Annotated in this window: 18 protein-coding genes; 1 reads left to right on the forward strand and 17 read right to left on the reverse strand. The window is 73.0% G+C overall.

Annotated elements, in window-relative coordinates:
• Positions 1 to 212: 212 nt before the first annotated feature.
• The 17 genes from AH6_RS25665 to pgsA all read right to left on the reverse strand — a co-directional run bounded on the left by AH6_RS25665 (position 213) and on the right by pgsA (position 15891).
• Positions 213 to 737 (reverse strand): adenine phosphoribosyltransferase, encoded by a 525-nt coding sequence (locus AH6_RS25665; protein ID WP_067484488.1) that lies wholly within the window; start codon positions 735 to 737, stop codon positions 213 to 215.
• Positions 738 to 864: 127 nt separating this feature from the next.
• Positions 865 to 2007 (reverse strand): protein translocase subunit SecF, encoded by a 1143-nt coding sequence (gene secF / locus AH6_RS25670; protein ID WP_067484491.1) that lies wholly within the window; start codon positions 2005 to 2007, stop codon positions 865 to 867.
• Between the two features lie 2 nt (positions 2008 to 2009).
• The gene (gene secD, locus AH6_RS25675) at positions 2010 to 3740 is read right to left on the reverse strand and encodes a protein translocase subunit SecD (protein ID WP_307190397.1); all 1731 of its coding nucleotides are present in this window, start codon (positions 3738 to 3740) and stop codon (positions 2010 to 2012) included.
• Between the two features lie 103 nt (positions 3741 to 3843).
• Positions 3844 to 4329, reverse strand: coding sequence for a preprotein translocase subunit YajC (gene yajC / locus AH6_RS25680; protein WP_067484498.1), 486 nt, complete (start codon positions 4327 to 4329; stop codon positions 3844 to 3846).
• A 177-nt stretch (positions 4330 to 4506) separates the two neighbouring features.
• Positions 4507 to 5583: a Holliday junction branch migration DNA helicase RuvB gene (gene ruvB / locus AH6_RS25685; protein ID WP_067484501.1), complete on the reverse strand. Its 1077-nt coding sequence runs from the start codon at positions 5581 to 5583 to the stop codon at positions 4507 to 4509.
• A complete protein-coding gene (gene ruvA / locus AH6_RS25690) occupies positions 5580 to 6182 on the reverse strand; it encodes a Holliday junction branch migration protein RuvA (protein WP_067484514.1) in 603 nt (200 codons plus the stop codon). Before ruvA ends, ruvB begins: the two co-directional genes overlap by 4 nt.
• Positions 6179 to 6784 carry a crossover junction endodeoxyribonuclease RuvC gene (gene ruvC / locus AH6_RS25695; RefSeq protein ID WP_067484715.1) on the reverse strand — a complete coding sequence of 202 codons (606 nt, stop codon included), beginning with the start codon at positions 6782 to 6784 and terminating at the stop codon, positions 6179 to 6181. Before ruvC ends, ruvA begins: the two co-directional genes overlap by 4 nt.
• Before the next feature lie 82 nt (positions 6785 to 6866).
• On the reverse strand, positions 6867 to 8030 hold the full coding sequence (locus tag AH6_RS25700; protein WP_067484517.1) for a GNAT family N-acetyltransferase: 1164 nt from the start codon (positions 8028 to 8030) through the stop codon (positions 6867 to 6869).
• Positions 8031 to 8121: 91 nt separating this feature from the next.
• A complete protein-coding gene (locus AH6_RS25705) occupies positions 8122 to 8871 on the reverse strand; it encodes a YebC/PmpR family DNA-binding transcriptional regulator (RefSeq protein WP_067484521.1) in 750 nt (249 codons plus the stop codon).
• 3 nt (positions 8872 to 8874) lie between these two features.
• Positions 8875 to 9495: a pyridoxal 5'-phosphate synthase glutaminase subunit PdxT gene (gene pdxT, locus AH6_RS25710; protein ID WP_067484524.1), complete on the reverse strand. Its 621-nt coding sequence runs from the start codon at positions 9493 to 9495 to the stop codon at positions 8875 to 8877.
• 97 nt (positions 9496 to 9592) lie between these two features.
• Positions 9593 to 10207 carry a DUF6928 family protein gene (locus AH6_RS25715; RefSeq protein WP_067484527.1) on the reverse strand — a complete coding sequence of 205 codons (615 nt, stop codon included), beginning with the start codon at positions 10205 to 10207 and terminating at the stop codon, positions 9593 to 9595.
• A gap of 192 nt (positions 10208 to 10399) precedes the next feature.
• Positions 10400 to 11323 (reverse strand): pyridoxal 5'-phosphate synthase lyase subunit PdxS, encoded by a 924-nt coding sequence (gene pdxS, locus AH6_RS25720; RefSeq protein ID WP_067484530.1) that lies wholly within the window; start codon positions 11321 to 11323, stop codon positions 10400 to 10402.
• Positions 11324 to 11467: 144 nt separating this feature from the next.
• Positions 11468 to 12460 carry a DUF3048 domain-containing protein gene (locus AH6_RS25725; protein WP_245679464.1) on the reverse strand — a complete coding sequence of 331 codons (993 nt, stop codon included), beginning with the start codon at positions 12458 to 12460 and terminating at the stop codon, positions 11468 to 11470.
• A 170-nt stretch (positions 12461 to 12630) separates the two neighbouring features.
• On the reverse strand, positions 12631 to 13188 hold the full coding sequence (locus tag AH6_RS25730) for a hypothetical protein (protein WP_067484534.1): 558 nt from the start codon (positions 13186 to 13188) through the stop codon (positions 12631 to 12633).
• An 8-nt stretch (positions 13189 to 13196) separates the two neighbouring features.
• Positions 13197 to 14351: a glycosyltransferase family 4 protein gene (locus AH6_RS25735; protein WP_067484717.1), complete on the reverse strand. Its 1155-nt coding sequence runs from the start codon at positions 14349 to 14351 to the stop codon at positions 13197 to 13199.
• A complete protein-coding gene (locus tag AH6_RS25740; protein ID WP_067484537.1) occupies positions 14348 to 15268 on the reverse strand; it encodes a phosphatidylinositol mannoside acyltransferase in 921 nt (306 codons plus the stop codon). Before AH6_RS25740 ends, AH6_RS25735 begins: the two co-directional genes overlap by 4 nt.
• Positions 15265 to 15891, reverse strand: a complete 627-nt coding sequence (pgsA, locus tag AH6_RS25745) for a phosphatidylinositol phosphate synthase (protein WP_067484540.1) — start codon at positions 15889 to 15891, stop codon at positions 15265 to 15267. The genes AH6_RS25740 and pgsA overlap by 4 nt, the downstream gene beginning before the upstream one ends.
• Before the next feature lie 341 nt (positions 15892 to 16232).
• Here pgsA and AH6_RS25750 point away from each other — a divergent pair, with 341 nt between their 5' ends.
• Positions 16233 to 18398 (forward strand): elongation factor G-like protein EF-G2, encoded by a 2166-nt coding sequence (locus AH6_RS25750; RefSeq protein WP_067484543.1) that lies wholly within the window; start codon positions 16233 to 16235, stop codon positions 18396 to 18398.
• Positions 18399 to 18421 lie beyond the last annotated feature (23 nt).

The following is an 18421-nucleotide window of genomic DNA, read 5'->3' on the forward strand; positions in this document are numbered from 1 at the left end:
CGGACCGGCCCGGCGGGCGGCGCGGCGGGCGGAGCGGCACGGCGCGCCGTCTCGTGCGACGGCGGCGCGGCTCCGGTCACCGCGTCGGTCGATACCTCACCGGGCACCCAGCCTCCCCAGACCCTGCGGGCGCGCTGCCCTGCCTGCCCCGCGGGAGCGCCCGTCCCCACCGGACTTCCTACGACGCCAGTCTATCCGGCGCCTCTTTCGTCCTAGACCGTGACCAGCGAATGGACGTCCAGATCACCCAGCCGGGCCCGGCCGTCCAGGAAGGACAGCTCGATCAGCACCGACAGCCCCACCACGTCGCCGCCGCCGCGCCGCACCAGATCGACGGCGGCCCGCGCCGTCCCGCCGGTGGCCAGCACGTCGTCCACGACCAGGACCCGGTCACCGGGGTCGAAGGCGTCGGTGTGCATCTCGATCGTCTCGGCCCCGTACTCGAGATCATAGTTCTCCTCCAGGGTCGCCGCGGGCAGCTTCCCCTTTTTCCGCACCGGGACGAAGCCCGCGCCGAAGTGGTAGGCGACCGGCGCGGCCAGGATGAACCCGCGCGCCTCGATCCCGACGATCTTGTCGATGGTGCCGCGGCCGTGGTGGTTGACGATGGTGTCCACCACCCCGGCGAAGGCCACGTGGTCGGCCAGCAGCGGCGTGATGTCCTTGAACAGCACCCCGGGCTTGGGGTAGTCGGGCACGTCGCGGATCCGGTCGTTGATCAGCTTGTCGAGGTCCATCGGCGGTTCCCCCAGGGTTCGGTGACGGTTGCGCGCACAAGGTGGATGACAGGCGACGGCCGCGCCCACGCGGGGTGGACGCGGCCGTCGTCATGGAACGTGCTCCGCGGTGGTGCGGCGCCGGACCTTACTTGCTCCGGCGCTGGGTGCGGGTGCCGCGTTTGGGCTGCTGGCGCGGTCCCTGCTGGACGACCTTGCGGACCGTGACGCCCGCCGGGACGTCGCCGTCGCCGGCGGTGTCCTCGGGCACGTCGTCGGCCAGGGTGTCGTCCACCGCCGCGCCGGCCTTGGCGGCCTTGGCCTGGCGCTTGGCGCTGGCCTCGCGGCGGGCGAGGTTCTGCCGCAGCTGGACGTACTTGGGCTCGCGCTCCTTGAGCTGCACCAGCAGCGGCGTGGCGACGCAGATCGAGGAGTAGGTGCCGACGATCATGCCGACGAACAGCGACAACGACAGGTCCTTCAGCGTGCCCGCGCCGAACAGCGTGGTGCCGATGAACAGGATCGCCGCGACCGGCAGGATCGCCACCAGCGAGGTGTTCAGCGAGCGCACCAGCGTGGACGACAGCGCCTGGTTGGCGGCCTCGCTGTAGGTGATCTTCGAGGTCGGCGTGAGCGGCTTGGTGACCTCCTTGATCATGTCGAAGACCACCACCGCGTCGTACAACGAGTAGCCCAGGATCGTCAGGAAGCCCAGCAGCGTGGCCGGGGTGACCTCGAAGCCGGACCAGGCGTAGACGCCCGCGGTGATGACCAGGTCGTGCACCAGCGCGACCACCGCCGCCAGCGCCATCCGCCACTCGAAGGCCACCGACAGGTAGGCGATGATCAAGATCATGAAGACGACCAGCGCCTGCCACGCCTTGCTCTGGATCTCACCGCCCCACGAGGCCCCCACCACCTGGGTGCTGACCTTGTCGGCCGGGACCGACAGCTCCTTGGCGATGTTCTGCTTGACCTCGGTGACCTGCTGCGACGACAGGCTCTCGGTGGTGACGCGCCAGTCGTCGCCGGCCTTCTGCACGATGGCCTGGTGCGCGCCCGCGCCGGTGACCGCGCCGCGCACCTGCTCGATGGAGTGGCTGGAGGCGCCGAAGGTGAACACCGACCCGCCCTTGAACTCCACGCCGAAGTTCAGGCCCTGGATCAGCAGGCCCGCGATGGAGAACACCAGCAGCAGCCCGGAGATGGAGTACCAGACCTTGGGCTTGCCGACGATGTCGGCGCTGATCTCGCCCCGGTAGACCCGGGAGACGACCGCTCGGAACGCCATGGTCACACCTCCTGCTTGCTGGTGCGGACGGCCGGTGCCGGGGTCGCCTTGTGCAGGCGCCGGGGGTCCAGGCCGGACATCGGATGGCCCCTGCCGAAGAACTGCGTCCGCGACAGCAGCGCCACCAGCGGCTTGGTGAAGAAGAACACCACCACGATGTCGATCAGCGTGGTGAGGCCCATCGCGAACGCGAAGCCCGCGACGCCGCCGACGGCCAGGAAGTAGAGCACCAGCGCCGCCAGGAAGGTGACCGCGTCGGCGACCAGGATGGTGCGCCGGGCCCGCTTCCAGGCGACCTCCACCGACGGCCGCAGCTTGCGCCCGGCCCGCAGCTCGTCGCGCAGCCGCTCGAAGTACACGATGAACGAGTCGGCGGTGATGCCGATCGACACGATCAGGCCGATGATGTGCGGCAGCGAGAGCCGGAAGCCCATGTTCTCGCCCAGGATCACCACCGACAGGTAGGTGATGCCGGCCGCCACCAGCAGGCTCAGCACCGCCACGATGCCGAGGCCCCGGTAGTAGAACAGGCAGTACAGCACCACCAGCGCCAGGCCGATCGCGCCGGCGATCAGGCCGCCGCGCAGCTGGTCGGAGCCCAGCGTGGACGACACCTCGTCGATGGAGCTCTGGGTGAACTCCAGCGGCAGCGCGCCGTACTTCAGCACGTTGGCGAGGTCGTTGGCGTAGGACTGGGTGAAGCTCTCGGGCGGGCCGTCGATCTGCGCGGTGCCGCCGGTGATCGCGCCGCTGCGGATCTGCGGAGCCGAGACCACCTGGCCGTCCAGCACGATCGCGACCTGGCCGCGCGGGTCGCCGGGGTTGGCCTGGTAGGCCTGGTAGGCGTCGGCGGTGACCTCGCCGAACTCCCTGCCGCCCTGGGACTTGAACTTCATGCTGACCCACCAGCTGCTCTGTCCCTGCGTGGCGTCCGGGGGCATCGCGCTGGCGTCGGAGACCTGCTCGCCCAGGACCCGGACCGGTCCCAGGATGTACTTGGAGACCTGGCCGCCCTCTTCCTTCTGATCACAGGACACCACGAACTTGCGGGCCGGGTCGTTGGCGCCCGGCACCCGCTTGTCGGCCTTGTAGCAGTTCAGTTCCTCGAACTGCTTGATCACGGCCTTGTCGTCGATGCCGGTGTAGTCGGCGCCCGACGGCTGGACCGGCGGCACCTGGAGCTGCGGCGTGCCCGAGGTGGCGGGGGCGGGGGTGCCCGGCGCCGAGCCCGACGGCTGGGGCGTCGGCGCGGCCAGCGCCTCGCTGAGCGCCCGCCCGCGCGGGGTGGCCGTGCCGGACGGCGAGGTGGACGGGGACGGGGAGGCGCTCTTGTCCTTCTTGTCCTTGTCCTTCTTCGCGTCCTTGCCGGTCGTCGTCGGCGTCGGCGCGGGCGCGGCGGCGTTGGGCTTGCCGTCGGCGGCCGCGAACACCTGCCGGAACTGCAGCTTCGCCGTGGTCCCGATGAGCTGGACGACGCCGTCCTGGCCCTGGCCGGGCACGTTGACGACGATGTTGCTGCTGCCCTGCTTGGCGACCTCGGCGTCGGACACGCCCAGACCGTTGACGCGCTGCGTCATGATCTTGACGGCCTGGTCCATCTGCGTGGCCGGCGGGGTCTTTCCGCTCTCGGTCTTGGCCGTCAGCGTGACGGTCGTGCCGCCCGCCAGGTCGAGGCCGAGCTTGGGGGTGAGCTGGCCCTGCAGGACCATCACGCCGGTCAGGACCGCCAGCACCGCGAACAACGCGAGGAGGGTGCGCCCGGGCCGGGGAACATTGCTACGAGGCGGAGCCACTGGTCGTCATACTTCCCGTCTGAGAGTCGAGGGCGGTGCGGCCTCAGGCCGACGGCTTCTCCGCGGCCTTGCCGGCGGGGGCGGCCGTGCCGGCCTCCTCGGCGTCCGCGTGCCCGACCGCGTCGTCCTTGGACAGGTCGATCGAGGCGGCGGGCTTGGCGGCGCCGGGAGTGTCGACGGTGTCGGTCCCGCCGTCCAGCTCCTCGTCGTCGGCCTCGTCGGCCGGCTCGTCCTTGACGACGGTCATCACGGCCTGCTTGAGGAAGCGCGCCTGGACGCCCGGGGCGATCTCCAGCAGCAGCTCGCCGTCCTCGTCCACCTCGACCACGGTGGCGTGCATGCCCGCGGTGGTGATCACCTTCGTGCCGGGCTCGATGGCGCTCTGCATCGCCAGCTGCTCCTTGCGCCGCTTGCTCTGCGGGCGGATCAGCAGGAAGTAGAACACCAGGGGCACCGCGAGCAGCAGCAGGAGGTTGAAGGCGCCGCTGCCGCCCGAGTTCTGTGCCGCAATAATCATGTCGCTGCCCATCACGAGGGCGTCCTTCCGATGTGGTTGTGCCCAGCCGGTCGCCGATATGGCCTCATCCAGCATCCGTCGGCTGGGAGACGGGACCGAGTCCCGGAGTCTAGAGAGTACGCCAGGGCCCGGCAACGACGTGACGAGCAGCGCGGCCGGGAAGTTCCCAAGCCGTTACCGGAAGATCACCTACTGCGGTCCGGGGCCCTCGCCGTCCACCTCGAACAACGTTCCGGCCAGCGGCGCGGTGGGCGGCGGGGTCAGCCCGAGGTGCGCCCACGCCGCCGGGGTGGCGATGCGGCCGCGCGGGGTGCGGGCCAGCAGGCCCTGCCGGACCAGGAACGGCTCGGCGACGACCTCGACGGTCTCGGGCTCCTCTCCCACCGACACCGCGAGCGTGGACAGCCCGACGGGGCCGCCGCCGAACTTGCGCAGCAGCGAGCCCAGCACGGCGCGGTCGAGGCGGTCCAGGCCGCGCTCGTCCACCTCGTAGAGGCTGAGCGCCGAGCGGGCCAGGTCGAGGTCCACCACGCCGTCGGCGCGGACCTCGGCGTAGTCGCGGACCCGGCGCAGCAGCCGGTTGGCGATGCGGGGGGTGCCGCGGGAGCGGCCGGCGACCTCGGCGGCGCCGTCGTCGGTGATCCGCACGTCCAGCAGCCGCGCGGACCGCTTGACGATCACCTCCAGCTCGGCGGGGCCGTAGAAGTCCATGTGCGCGACGAACCCGAACCGGTCGCGCAGCGGGCCGGGCAACATCCCGGCCCGGGTGGTGGCCCCGACCAGCGTGAACGGGGCGATGTCGAGGGGGATCGCGGTCGCGCCGGGGCCCTTGCCCACCACGACGTCGACCCGGAAGTCCTCCATCGCCATGTAGAGCATCTCCTCGGCGGGCCGGGCCATCCGGTGGATCTCGTCCAGGAACAGCACCTCGCCCTCGGCGAGGGTGGACAGGATCGCCGCCAGGTCGCCGGCGCGCTCGATGGCGGGCCCGGAGGAGATGCGGAGCGGCTGGCCCAGCTCCGCCGCGATGATCATCGCGAGGGTCGTCTTGCCGAGGCCCGGCCCGCCCGACAGCAGCACGTGGTCGGGGGTGCGGCCGCGGCGCAGCGCGCTGTGCAGCACCAGCGACAGCTGCTCGCGCACCCGGTCCTGGCCGACGAAGTCGGCCAGCTGCTTGGGCCGCAGCGCCGCCTCGATGACCTGCTCCTCGGCCCCCTCCGGGTCGGCCGACACCAGGCGCTCGTCGTGGTCTCCGAAATCGTTCAATTGCTCAGTTTCTTCAGGGCGGCCTTCAGCAGGACCGGAACGGGCGGGGTGTCGGCGCCGTCGAGGTCGGCGGCGACCGCGTCCACGGCGGCGTCGGCGTCGCGCGCCGACCAGCCCAGGTTGATCAGGCCGGCCTGCACCTGGTCGCGCCAGGCGGCGGCGCGGGCCGGGGTCCGGACGCCGGGGGCGTCGCCGATCGGGCCGCCGAGGCGGTCCTTCAGCTCCAGCACGATGCGCTGGGCGCCCTTCTTGCCGATGCCGGGCACCTTGGTGAGGGCGTTGAGGTCCTCGGCGGCGACCGCGTGGCGCAGCGCGTTGGGGGTGTGCACCGCCAGCATGGCCAGGGCGAGGCGGGGGCCGACGCCGCTGGCGGTCTGGAGCAGCTCGAACACCTGGCGCTCGTCGTCGTCGGCGAACCCGAACAGCGTCATCGAGTCCTCGCGCACCACCAGCGAGGTGGGCACCTTCGCCTGGTCGCCGACCCGCAGCCCGGCGAGGGTGGTCGGGGTGCACTGCACCGCGTATCCGACGCCGTGCACGTCGATGACGGCCCCGTCGGGGCCGGCGGCGGCCACCTGGCCGCTGACGAAGGCGATCACTGCGCGTTTCCTCCTCGGTTCCTGGTGGCGGCCTTGGCGGCGGCCTGGGCGGCCGCGATGCGCGCCGCGTTGCGCTGGGCGTGGGTGCCCTGGCCCGCGCCCGCGCGGGCGGCGGCCAGCCGGGCCTGCGCGCCGCCGCGCCACACGTGGCAGATGGCCAGCGCGAGGGCGTCGGCGGCGTCGGCGGGCTTGGGCGCCTCCTCCAGCCGCAGCAGCCGCGTCACCATGGTGGTGACCTGCGCCTTGTCGGCGCGGCCGTTGCCGGTGACGGCGGCCTTGGCCTCGCTGGGGGTGTGCATCGCGACCGGCAGGCCGCGCCGCGCGGCCGCCACCAGCGCGATCCCGGCGGCCTGGGCGGTGCCCATGACGGTGCGCACGTTGTGCTGGGCGAAGACCCGCTCGACCGCGATGGCGTCGGGCCGCCACTCGTCGATCAGCGCTTCCAGGCCCCGCTCGACGCCCAGCAGCCGCAGCGCGATGTCGTCGTCGGGGCTGGTGCGCACCACGCTGACGTGCACCAGGCTGAGCGGCTTGCCCGGCGCGCCCTCGACCACGCCGACCCCGCACCGGGTGAGGCCGGGGTCCACGCCCATCACCCGCACGGCCACCCCTTTTCGATCATTTGTTCGGCTCGGGACACGCTACCGAACCCGGAGGACAATCGTCGCGCGCGACGTGCCGGGGTCAGAAGTAGTCCAGCGAGAACGCGGCCCCCGCGAACACCGCGCCCAGCGCCTCCAGCGCGCCCGCCGTGCCGCCCTCGGCCAGGCCCGCGCGGCGCAGCGTCGCGACCGGGACGCCCGCGTACAGGGCCGCCAGGCCGCGCGCGCCGACGCGTACGGCGGCCGGGTCGTCGGCGGCGGGCTCCAGCCGTCCCCGGCCGTCCGCGACGATCAGCCGCCAGGACGCGGAGTTGCCCTTGATCCGGAGGTCCTCCACGGCCAGCGGGACGTCGGCCGTCACGCCCTCGGGGTAGCCGCGCGCCTCGATGGCGGCGGGCGCGTCCACCAGGCGGAACATCCACTGGGTGCGCTCCAGCTGGTCCACCTCCCGCTCCCCCAGCAGCCACAGCAGCGGGTCACCGGGGGCCAGGGCGGCGGTGACGTGTTCGGCGATCGACGACCCGGACCCCACGATGGCGGCCAGCGCGCGCAGCGTCGCCTCCGAGCCCGCCACGAGCTTCTCCACCCGCAACGACTCGCCCCGCCCGTCCTGCCACCGGTAGGCAAGGAAACCGTCCTCGGCCAGGTAGGAGAACAGGTCCTCGTCGGACAGCTTGTGCCGCCACATGTCCACGGTCCAGTCGACCGGGCCCGAGTCGCGGGCCTCGCCGTGGACGCGGCGCAGCACCGCCCCGACCTCGGCGGCGTCCTGCGGCGTGGCCCGCCGGACCGGCACCGGCGCGGCGTCCAGCGTCCGCAGCGCCTCGGTGCGCAGCCGCACCTTGTGGAAGCCGCCCGCGTGCTCCCAGCCGAGGCTGCGGTAGATGCGGGTGGTCGCCGGGAACAGCACCGACACCGCGTGGCCCTTGGCGGCGCACAACTCCAGCGCGGCCGTCACGATCCGCCGCCCGATCCCGCGCCCGCGCGCCTCAGGGGCGACCGTCACGCCCGCGACGCCGCCCATCGAGACCGCTCTGCCGTGCCACCACTGCCGGAAGTCCAGCACGCGGGAGGTGGCGACGAGGCGGCCGCCGTCGAAGGCGCCCAGCAGGCGGCCCTCGGGCAGCGCCAGGGAGACCCGGCTCCGCCAGGCGTCGCGGTCCGCGGCGGGCACGGGGCCGAAGGCGCGGATGTTGCTGTCCAGGGCGGCGTCGAGGTCGTCGGCGGTGAGCGGGCGGATCTCCATGATCCAGCCCCTAGGCCACCGGGTGCGCGAACGCCGCCGCTCCCCGGTGGGGCGCGGCGGCGTTCGCGGTACGGCGATCGAACGACGGAGGTCAGTCCAGCGACGCGAGGATCTCCTCGGAGACGTCGAAGTTGGCGTAGACCTCCTGGACGTCGTCGGAGTCCTCCAACGCGTCCAGCAGGCGGAACACCTTGCGGGCGTTCTCCTCGTCCAGCGGCACCGACATGGTCGGCAGGAACTTGCTCTCCGCCGAGTCGTAGTCGATGCCCGCGTCCTGGAGCGCCTTGCGGACCGCCAGCAGGTCGCCGGCCTCGGAGACGACCTCGAACTCGTCGCCGATGTCGTTGACCTCCTCGGCGCCGGCCTCCAGGACCGCCATCATGACGTCGTCCTCGCTGGTGCCCGCCTTCGGCACCAGCACGACGCCCTTGCGGTTGAACATGTAGGAGACCGAGCCCGGGTCGGCCAGCGAGCCGCCGTTGCGGGTCAGCGCGACGCGCACCTCGGAGGCGGCGCGGTTGCGGTTGTCGGTGAGGCACTCGATGAGCACCGCGACCCCGCCCGGCGCGTAGCCCTCGTAGGTGATGTTCTGCCAGTCGGCGCCGCCGGCCTCCTCACCGGCGCCGCGCTTGCGCGCGCGCTCGATGTTGTCGTTGGGCACCGAGCTCTTCTTCGCCTTGTAGATGGCGTCGTAGAGCGTCGGGTTCGCCTCGGGGTCGCCGCCGCCGGTGCGCGCCGCGACCTCGATGTTCTTGATCAGCTTCGCGAAGAGCTTGCCCCGCTTGGCGTCCAGGGCGGCCTTCTTGTGCTTGGTCGTCGCCCATTTGGAATGGCCGGACATCTGTCAATCCTCCTGGTCCATCGCCCGGCGCACCAGATCGGCGAAGTAGTGGTGCACACGGAAGTCACCCGTCAGCTCCGGATGGAAGGAGGTCGCCATGAGACGGCCCTGACGGACGGCGACGATCCTACCGACGTTCGGGCCGCCGTCGGCACGACCGAGCACCTCGACCCCGTCGCCGACGCCCTCCACCCAGGGGGCGCGGATGAAAACGGCGTGGTACGGCGTGTCCCCCATGCCGGTCAGCGGCACCTCGGCCTCGAAGGAGTCCACCTGGCGGCCGAAGGCGTTGCGGCGCACCGTCATGTCGATGCCGCCGACGGTCTCCTGGCCCGGCATGCCGTCCTGGATGCGGTCGGCCAGCATGATCATGCCGGCGCAGGAGCCGTAGGCGGGCAGGCCCGCCTCGATGCTCTTGCGCAGCGGCTCCAGCAGGTCGAAGGCGCGGGCGAGCTTCCACATGGCCGTGGACTCGCCGCCGGGGATGACCAGCCCGTCGATCTGTTCCAGCTCCTCGGGGCGGCGCACCTTCAGCGTGCGCGCCCCGGCGCCCTCCAGCGCCCTGGAGTGTTCGCGCACGTCGCCCTGGAGGGCGAGGACGCCGATCGTCGGCACAGCAGTCACCGATGGTCCTTCCGGGAAAAGGGGGTAAAGCCGTTGACACCCTAGATGTTGGTTACAACGCGGGTGAACAGCGGCCTTCTTCCCCGGCGGCGGCGCGTCAGCCCATCTTGAAGCGGCGCAGCGGCAGCTCCAGCGGCAGGAAGCCGTCGTCGCCGCGGTCGGCGATGCCGCGGCCGAACATGCACGATCCGGCCAGCGCCAGGCCGAACTCCTCGGGGTCGAACGGCAGCGGCACGTCGGGGGCCCCGCCGTCGACGGCGCGCCAGAACGGGCGCTCGGCCGGGAGCCGGGGGCCCTGGTCCACCACCACGCCGTCCTCGGCGGTGACGAACACGTCGCGGCGCAGCTCGCCCGCCTCGTACCAGCGGAACCAGCATCCGGCGATCACGCTGTGCAGCACCAGCACGCCGCAGTTCGCGCCCGGCAGGGCGGCGGCGGTGGTGTCGGCGACGCGGCGGGCGTCGTCGTCCTGGCGGAACAGCCGCCGGTCGCACACCAGCAGGGCGCGGTCGTAGGCGCCGACGAACAGCTCGTCCTCGTAGGGCCACAGGGCGAAGTCGAGGACGGTCTCGCCGGTCTCGGTGAGGGCGGCGGCCGGGTACAGGTCGTGCGCCAGGGCCGTCGCGGCCTTCGGATCGGGCGCCAGGCCCGGCCGGAAGACCTCGGCGGGGTCGCCCGCGCTCGCGCAGGCCAGTGCGACCGACCACCCCATGCTCGTTCCCCTCCCGCGGCCGGCCGCCCCGGGGCTCGCACCCCCTCCGGCCGCGCCGCCAGCGTAAACCCTGGGCCGGGACGGTGTGGAGGGGGCGGCGAAAGTAACCGCCCGGTCAGCTGACCGGGCGGTTGCTCTTCCGTTCGGCCCGCTGTCAGGAGCGGGCGTCGGTCATCGCTTGGTACCAGCCGGTCACCAGCCGCGGCCGGCGAACTTCTGGTCCTCGCCGAGGGAGGCGACGTTGATGCCGACCATCGCCTCGCCGAGCCCGCGCGAGACCTTGGCGATCACGTCGGGGTCGTCGTGGAAGGTGGTGGCCTTGACGATGGCCTCGGCGCGCTGGCCCGGGTTGCCGGACTTGAAGATGCCCGAGCCGACGAACACGCCCTCGGCGCCCAGCTGCATCATCATGGCGGCGTCGGCCGGGGTGGCGATGCCGCCCGCGGTGAACAGCACCACCGGCAGCTTGCCCTTCTCGGCGACCTCGCGGACCAGCTCGTAGGGGGCCTGGAGCTCCTTGGCGGCGACGTACAGCTCGTCGGCGGGCAGGCCCTGGAGGCGGCGGATCTCGTTGCGGATCTTGCGCATGTGGGTGGTGGCGTTGGAGACGTCGCCGGTGCCGGCCTCGCCCTTGGAGCGGATCATGGCCGCGCCCTCGGTGATGCGGCGCAGCGCCTCGCCCAGGTTGACCGCGCCGCACACGAACGGCACGGTGAAGGCCCACTTGTCGATGTGGTTGTCGTAGTCGGCCGGGGTCAGCACCTCGGACTCGTCGATGTAGTCGACGCCGAGCGACTGCAGCACCTGGGCCTCGACGAAGTGGCCGATGCGGGCCTTGGCCATGACCGGGATGGACACCTCGTCGATGATCCCCTGGATCATGTCGGGGTCGCTCATCCGGGAGATGCCGCCCTCGGCGCGGATGTCGGCGGGCACCCGCTCCAGGGCCATGACGGCCACGGCGCCGGCGTCTTCGGCGATCCTCGCCTGCTCGGGGGTGACGACGTCCATGATCACGCCGCCCTTGAGCATCTCCGCCATCCCGCGCTTGACGCGGGCGGTGCCCGTCGCGGGCGCGGTGGTCTCGGTGGCGGCACTGGGAGTGGACACGGGCATTCCTCACGTGACGGACGACAAGTCGCCTTCCATGATATTGCCTGCTAGGGCCGTGCCCGGACCCGGCAGAGTGTCAGCGGCCCGCGCCGCCCCCTTACGGGGTGACAGTCACCGCCCGATCGGTCCGCCCGATCGGCCCGCCGGTCAGGGGATGCGGGGCTTGCCCTCGTTCACCAGCACGACCCAGACCTGGCCCCGCGCGAAGGTCATCGGCTTGCCGTCGGCGGTGGTGAAGGTGGTGCCCTTGTCGTCGGCGGGCCGGGACCACTTGGCGTCGTAGGCCTTGCCGTCGCGCAGGACGGTGGCGCGGCCGGTGCCGGTGGTGTGGATCAGCGGGGTGTAGCTGCCCAGGAAGTCGTGGAACTTGGACCGGGTGGTCTTGGCGTACTGCACCACGATGGTCGCGCCGCCCAGCACGCCGCCCTCGGCGGCGCTGTCGGGGCGGCCGCCGTAGGACGCCAGCCAGCGCTTCTGCTTGGCCGACCAGGTGAAGCCCATGGTCGCGGCGGGCCACTTGGCGGTGAAGGAGCGGGTGGCCTTGCCCCCGGCGGGGGCGGGCCCGAAGCGGAAGCCGACGTCGCGGGGCGCGGCGGCCTTGGGCGCCTGCTTGAGCAGGTTCCTGGGGTCGGCGTACAGGTTGTACGGGATGGGCTTGGGCCCGGCGCGGAAGTAGGCGGCGCCCGCGTTCTCCTGGGAGATGTCGTAGACCGGGGCGCGGCGGATGTACTTCTTCATCTTGCTCTGCACGCCGGAGAAGGCGAAGGCGGGCCGCCCGAACTGCGGCAGCAGGTGCAGGTCGGAGATGCGGGCGCTGCGGACCGGGCCGACGCGCTTGGGCAGCTTGGAGGAGTAGACGGCCATCAGGCGGGTCTCGCCGCCCTCGACCTGCTCGACGTAGACGATGTCGGCGGCCGACACCCCGCTCTGCGGCATCGCCGGGCGCGTGTTCTCGATCTTGACGGCGAGCACCGGGTTGCGCAGGCCCGTGCGCCCGCCGGTGAACGGGTGGGTGGTCGGCGCGGGCGTTCCGGTGGCCGCCGGCGTCCCGGGGGTGCCGCTGGGCGGCGCGGCCTTGGTCGGGCCCTTGCCGTCCGAGCAGGCCGCCAGGGACCCGGCCAGCAGGACCGCCGTGCCCACGAGGGCGCCCGTCCGCACGCCCGTCCGGCCCGGAACGGACCCCTTCCACGCTGACCGCACTCTGCACGCCTCCTCGCTCGCGACCCTGCCGAGGGTAACGAAAGGAAATCAGGCGTTTGTCCGGTTCGTCGACTCGGGTGGGAAATATCGCAGTGCGCGGGCGGGCGGCGTCACCAGCGCGGCGGGTCGTCGTCGATCTCGAAGAAGCCCGGCAGCGGGGCCTTCCCGGCCAGCGGCAGCACCCGGATCAGCAGCTTGCGGCGGGCGATGCGCGCGGCCGCCACCGCGTCGTTGTAGAAGCTGCGCGCGTACACGACCTTGGCCGCCGCCGCCCCCAGCTCCTCCAGCACGGCCCTGCCCTCGCCCCGGTCGTCCTGCTGGCTGACCGAAGCGAGCAGGGTGGCGGCGAAGTCTGGCTGGTCCACCACCGCGCGCAGCGCCCGCGACAGGTCGCTCTCGGCGAACTCGCGGTTGTCGGCGTCGGCGGTGCGGGCCTCGTGCGCGGCGGTGGCCAGCACCAGGCTGGTGGCCGGGTCCAGCAGCCGGGAGGCCGCCAGCTCCAGCGCGACCGCCGCGCGGCGCACCAGCGCGGCGTCCAGCGCGGCGCGGGCGGTCTCCACCCGCACGTGCAGCCGGTCCAGCCGGGTGGCGCGCCAGGAGACGTACACGCCCACCAGGAAGACGACGGCGACCCAGAACAGGACGTCGATGATCCAGTCGGGGAACACCGCTCCCCCTAGGCGCCGCGGCCGGAGACGACGACCCCGGCACCGTCGGGCGCGACGGTCTCGTAGACGCGCAGCACGTCGCGGGCCACCGCCGACCAGTCGTAGGCGCGCACGGCGGTGCGGGCCTCGGTCGACAGCTGCTTGCGGCGGGCGGGGTCGTCCAGCAGTTCCTCGGCCGCCGCCGCCAGCGCCTGATGGTCGCCGACCGGGAACAGCGCCCCGGCGCGGCCGCCCAGCAGGACCCGGTCGAACGCCTCGATGTCGCTGGCCAGGATCGGCGCGCCCGCGCTCATCGCCTCGGCCAGCACGATGCCGAAGCTCTCGCCGCCGAGGTTGGGCGCCACGAACACGTCCACCGAGTGGTAGGCGCGGACCTTGTCCTCCTCGCTGACCATGCCCAGCACCACCACGCGGTCGCGCAGCTCGGGCGCGACGCGGGCCACCACCTCGTCGGCGTCGCCGGGCCCGGCCAGCAGCAGCCGCAGGCCCGGACGGCGGCGGCCCAGGACGTCGAAGGCGCGCAGCAGCACCTGGAGGCCCTTGCGGGGCTCGTCCATGCGGCCGAGGAAGCCCAGCGCGCCGCCCTCGCCCCGGCCCACGGGCTCGCCGGGCCAGCCCGGCAGCGGGTCGGCCATGGCGTAACGCTCGGTGGCGACGCCGTTGGGGATCAGCACCGCGTCGCCGCCCAGGTGCTCCACCAGCGTGGTGCGGGCCGCCTCCGACACCGCGATCCGGCCGGTGATCTTCTCCAGGGCGCTCATCAGGATCGGCGCGGTGACCGACACCACGCGCGACTTCTCGTAGGAGGCGTGGAAGGTGCCGACGATCGGGCCGTCGGCGGCCCAGCACGCCAGCAGGCCGAGCGACGGCGCGGCCGGCTCGTGCACGTGCAGCACGTCGAAGGCGCCCTCGTTGATCCAGCGCTTGACCCGCGCCGCCGACAGGAACCCGAACGCCAGCCGCGCCACCGAGCCGTTGTAGGGCACCGGGACCGCGCGGCCCGCCGACACCACGTACGGCGGGAGCTCGGCGTCGTCGTCGGCCGGGGTGATCACCGACACCTGGTGGCCGACGCCGGTCAGGGCCTCGGCCAGGTCGCGGATGTGCTGCTGGACGCCGCCGGGGACGTTCCAGGTGTAGGGGCAGACGATGCCGACCCTCACCGCGGGGCCCCCGCCCCGCCCGGCAGGTCGGCCACCCACACCTTCTGCAACATGTGCCAGTCCTCGGGGTGCGCGGCGATGCCCTCCTCGAAGACGCGCGCCAGCTCCTGGGTCATGGCCTGGATCTTCTCCTGTCTGACGCCCTCGCCAGGCACCGGGACCTCCTCGTGGACACGGGCCGCCCAGTACTCGCCTTCGTACCACAGGGTGACCGGGAACAAGGCAGCGCCGGTCTGGATCGCCAGCGCGGCCGACACCGCCGGCATCTTGGCCGTCTCGCCGAAGAACTTCACCTCGACGCCGCTGTCGGTGAGGTCGCGGTCCACCACCAGGCACACCGGCCGCCCGGCGCGCAGCCGCTGGGCGAGCCGCCCGAACGCCGAGGCGCCCTTGTGCGGCAGCACCTCCATGCCCAGACCCTCGCGGAACTCCACGAACCGGTCGAACAACGACTCGGGCTTGAGGCGCTCGGCGACGGTGGTGAACGGGTAGCCGCTGTGCACCAGCCACGCGCCGGCCTGCTCGTAGTTGCCCATGTGCGGCAGCGCCAGGATCGCGCCCCGGCCGGAATCCAGGGTGGCGAACAACTTCTCGTGCCCGGTGACGCGCATCCGGCCGAGGATGCGGTCGCGGTCGTACTCGGGCAGCCGGAAGACCTCCAGCCAGTAGCGGAAGTAGGAGCGCAGCACCTTCTTGCTGAGGATCCGCACCTCGTCGTCCACGGCGTCCTTGCCGGTGACGCGCAGCAGGTTGCGCTCCAGCTGCCGCACGCCGTGCCCGTGGCGCTGCCAGGTGCGGTCGGCCAGGCCGGCGAACACCAGCCGGGCGGCCCGCTCGGGGGTCTTGCGCACCACCGTCCAGCCCAGGGCGTAGGCGGCGTCCATCACCTCGTCGCGCGCGGCGGAGGCGGAGATCATGCGCGGTTCTCCCGGAGGGCGGCGGCCTCGGCCAGGGCCTGCCTGCGCACGACCGCGAAGCGCTGCCCCACCGTGACGGTGCTGAGCGCCGCCAGCACCCACAGCGCCACGGCCAGGAGGAACGGCACGCCCAGCCCGTCGAACCCGGCGGCCACCAGCGCGATCACCAGCCGCTCGGAGCGCTCGGCGATGCCCACGTTGCAGGTGTAGCCGAGCCCCTCGGCGCGGGCCTTGGCGTAGGACACCACCACGCCCGCCACCAGGCAGTACAGCGCGACGCCCGCCAGGGTGTGCTGCCCGTCCCGGTACAGGCCGATCATCAGGCCGGAAAAGATGGCGGCGTCGGCGACCCGGTCCATGGTGGAGTCGAGGAACGCGCCCCAGGTGGAGCCCTTGCCGGTGACCCGCGCGACCGCGCCGTCCAGCATGTCGAACAGCACGAACACGGTGATGACCATCGTGCCCCAGAAGAACTCGCCGCGGGGGAACAGCGCGAGCGCGCCGGCGACCACGCCCGCGGTGCCGATGACCGTGATGGCGTTGGGCGAGACCCCGGTCCGCGCGACCGCCTTTCCGACGGGGGTCAGGACGCGGCCCAGGGCGGGCCGCAGTTTGTTGAGCATCGCCGTCCGTTCTCGTGGTGTGGGGTGGCCCTCGTGATGTCGGGGTGGCAGCGCCCGCGGGCCGCGCAGCGCGCCCATCGTAGTGGTCACCGCCCGCCCCGGGGGCGCAGGCCGCGCGCCGGTCCGGGCCCGGCCGCCCGGCCCGGACCGGTTTCCGGCGCCGGTCGTGTCCGGCCCCTTGTGATCTGTGCCGTGCCGGGAAAGGGTGTGGGGACGGGTGTGACGTCGGTCACGCACGTCGCGGGCAGGGCGCCGCACTCGGACGTCAGGGCCGGGCCGGGGACGGCCGGGCCCCAGCCGCACGCGGGCCCCGGCGCGGGCGCCCGGCCGAGGAGGTAGTCATGACCGACAGGGGAGGCCACCCGGGAGGCTCCGGCAGGGGACCGGGGGCCGGCCGGCCCGACGGGGTGCGCAACGTCGCGCTGGTCGGCCATTCGGGAGCGGGCAAGACCACGCTGGTGGAGGCGCTGCTGGCGGCCACCGGCACCGTGCAGCGGCGCGGCCGCGTGGAGGACGGCAGCACCGTCAGCGACTACGACGACGTCGAGGTGCGCCAGCGGCGGTCGGTGAACCTCGCGGTGGCGCCGCTGCTGTTCGGCGACGTCAAGGTCAACCTCATCGACACCCCCGGCTACGCCGACTTCGTGGGCGACCTGCGGGCCGGGCTGCGCGCGGCCGACGCGGCGCTGTTCGTCGTCTCGGCGGTGGACGGCATCGACGGGCTCACCCGCATGCTCTGGGAGGAGTGCGCGGCGGTCCGGATGCCGCGCGCGGTGGTCATCACCAAGGTCGACCAGCAGCGCGGCGACTTCGACGAGGTCCTGGCCACCTGCCAGGACGCCTTCGGCGAGGGCGTGCTGCCCTGCTACTTCCCGGTCTCCTCCGGCGACGGCCTCCGGGGGCTGATCGGGCTGCTCACCCAGCGCTGCTTCGACTACTCCTCGGGGACGCGGGTCGAGCGCGACCCCGACCCCGAGTTCCTGGACCGGATCGCCGACCAGCGCGCCGCGCTGATCGAGGGGATCATCCAGGAGAGCGAGGACGAGACGCTGATGGAGCGCTACCTGTCCGGGGCCGACCTCGACGTCAAGGCGCTGATCGCGGACCTGGAGACCGCGGTGGCGCGCGGCGGCTTCTACCCGGTGCTGGCCACCTCGGTGCCGCACGGCGACCACCCCGGCCCGGTGGTGGGCATGGCCGAGCTGCTGGAGGTGGTCACCCAGGCGTTCCCGAGCCCGCTGGAGCACCCGGTCCCGCCGGTCACCGCCGTCACCGGCGGCCCGCCGAAGAAGATCGCCTGCGACCCGGACGGCCCGCTGGTCGCCGAGGTCGTCAAGACGGCGTCCGACCCCTACGTGGGGCGCATCTCGCTGGTGCGGGTGTTCTCCGGGACGTTGCGGCCCGACTCGGTGGTGCACGTCTCCGGGCACGGCATGGCCGACCGGGGCCACGAGGACCACGACGTGGACGAGCGCGTGGGCGCGCTCACCTCGCCGCTGGGCAAGGCGCAGCGCACGGTGTCGGAGTGCGTCGCCGGGGACGTCTGCGCGGTGGCCAAGCTGAGCCGCGCCGAGACCGGCGACACCCTGTCCGACCCCGGCACGCCGCTGCTGATGGCGCCCTGGACGATGCCCGACCCGCTGCTGCCGGTGGCGATCCGCGCCCGCTCCAAGGCCGACGAGGACAAGCTCGGCCAGGCGCTGGCGCGGCTGGTGGCCGAGGACCCCACGCTGCGGCTGGAGAACAACCCCGAGACGCGCCAGCTGGTGTTGTGGTGCATGGGCGAGGCGCACGCCGACGTGCTGGTCGACCGGCTGTCGGCCCGCTACGGCGTGGCGGTCGAGCGGGTCGGGCTGCGGGTGCCGCTGCGCGAGACCTTCGGCGGCGCCGCGCGCGGCCTCGGCCGGCACGTCAAGCAGAGCGGCGGGCACGGCCAGTACGGCATCTGCCACGTGGCCGTGGAGCCGCTGCCGTCCGGCGCGGGCTTCGAGTTCGTGGACAAGATCGTCGGCGGGGTGGTGCCCCGGCAGTTCATCCCCTCGGTGGAGAAGGGCCTGCGCCAGCAGATGGCGCGCGGCGTGGCGGCCGGGTACCCGCTGGTCGACATCAGGGTGACCCTGCACGACGGCAAGGCGCACTCGGTGGACTCCTCCGACATGGCCTTCCAGGCGGCCGGGGCGCTGGCGCTGAAGGACGCCGCGGCCAAGGTGCCGATGTTGCTGCTGGAGCCGGTCGACGAGGTGCGGGTGCTGATCGCCGACGAGTACGTGGGGCCGGTCATGTCGGACCTCACCTCCCGGCGCGGCCGGGTGCTGGGCACCGAGGCGGTGCCGGGCGGCCGCACGCTGATCAAGGCGGAGGTCCCGCAGCTGGAGATCGTGCGCTACGCCGTCGACCTGCGCTCGTTGTCGCAGGGCACCGGCACCTTCGACCGGGCGTTCCTGCGCTACGAGCCGCTGCCCTCGCACCTGGCCGACAAGGTCGCCGCCGAGGAGAAGGCCGGCTGAGCGCCCCTCCCCGGGACGGGCCG

The sequence above is a fragment of the Actinomadura hibisca NBRC 15177 genome (genome assembly GCF_001552635.1).
GTDB classification, from domain to species: domain Bacteria; phylum Actinomycetota; class Actinomycetes; order Streptosporangiales; family Streptosporangiaceae; genus Spirillospora; species Spirillospora hibisca.

Bases quoted from the DNA above. Each gene is read 5' to 3' on its own strand.
- AH6_RS25665 (WP_067484488.1), bottom strand. From the start codon at position 737: ATGGACCTCGACAAGCTGATCAACGACCGGATCCGCGACGTGCCCGAC.
- secF (WP_067484491.1), bottom strand. From the start codon at position 2,007: ATGGCGTTCCGAGCGGTCGTCTCCCGGGTCTACCGGGGCGAGATCAGC.
- yajC (WP_067484498.1), bottom strand. From the start codon at position 4,329: ATGGGCAGCGACATGATTATTGCGGCACAGAACTCGGGCGGCAGCGGC.
- AH6_RS25700 (WP_067484517.1), bottom strand. From the start codon at position 8,030: ATGGAGATCCGCCCGCTCACCGCCGACGACCTCGACGCCGCCCTGGAC.
- AH6_RS25705 (WP_067484521.1), bottom strand. From the start codon at position 8,871: ATGTCCGGCCATTCCAAATGGGCGACGACCAAGCACAAGAAGGCCGCC.
- AH6_RS25715 (WP_067484527.1), bottom strand. From the start codon at position 10,207: ATGGGGTGGTCGGTCGCACTGGCCTGCGCGAGCGCGGGCGACCCCGCC.
- pdxS (WP_067484530.1), bottom strand. From the start codon at position 11,323: ATGCCCGTGTCCACTCCCAGTGCCGCCACCGAGACCACCGCGCCCGCG.
- AH6_RS25740 (WP_067484537.1), bottom strand. From the start codon at position 15,268: ATGATCTCCGCCTCCGCCGCGCGCGACGAGGTGATGGACGCCGCCTAC.
- pgsA (WP_067484540.1), bottom strand. From the start codon at position 15,891: ATGCTCAACAAACTGCGGCCCGCCCTGGGCCGCGTCCTGACCCCCGTC.
- AH6_RS25750 (WP_067484543.1), top strand. From the start codon at position 16,233: ATGACCGACAGGGGAGGCCACCCGGGAGGCTCCGGCAGGGGACCGGGG.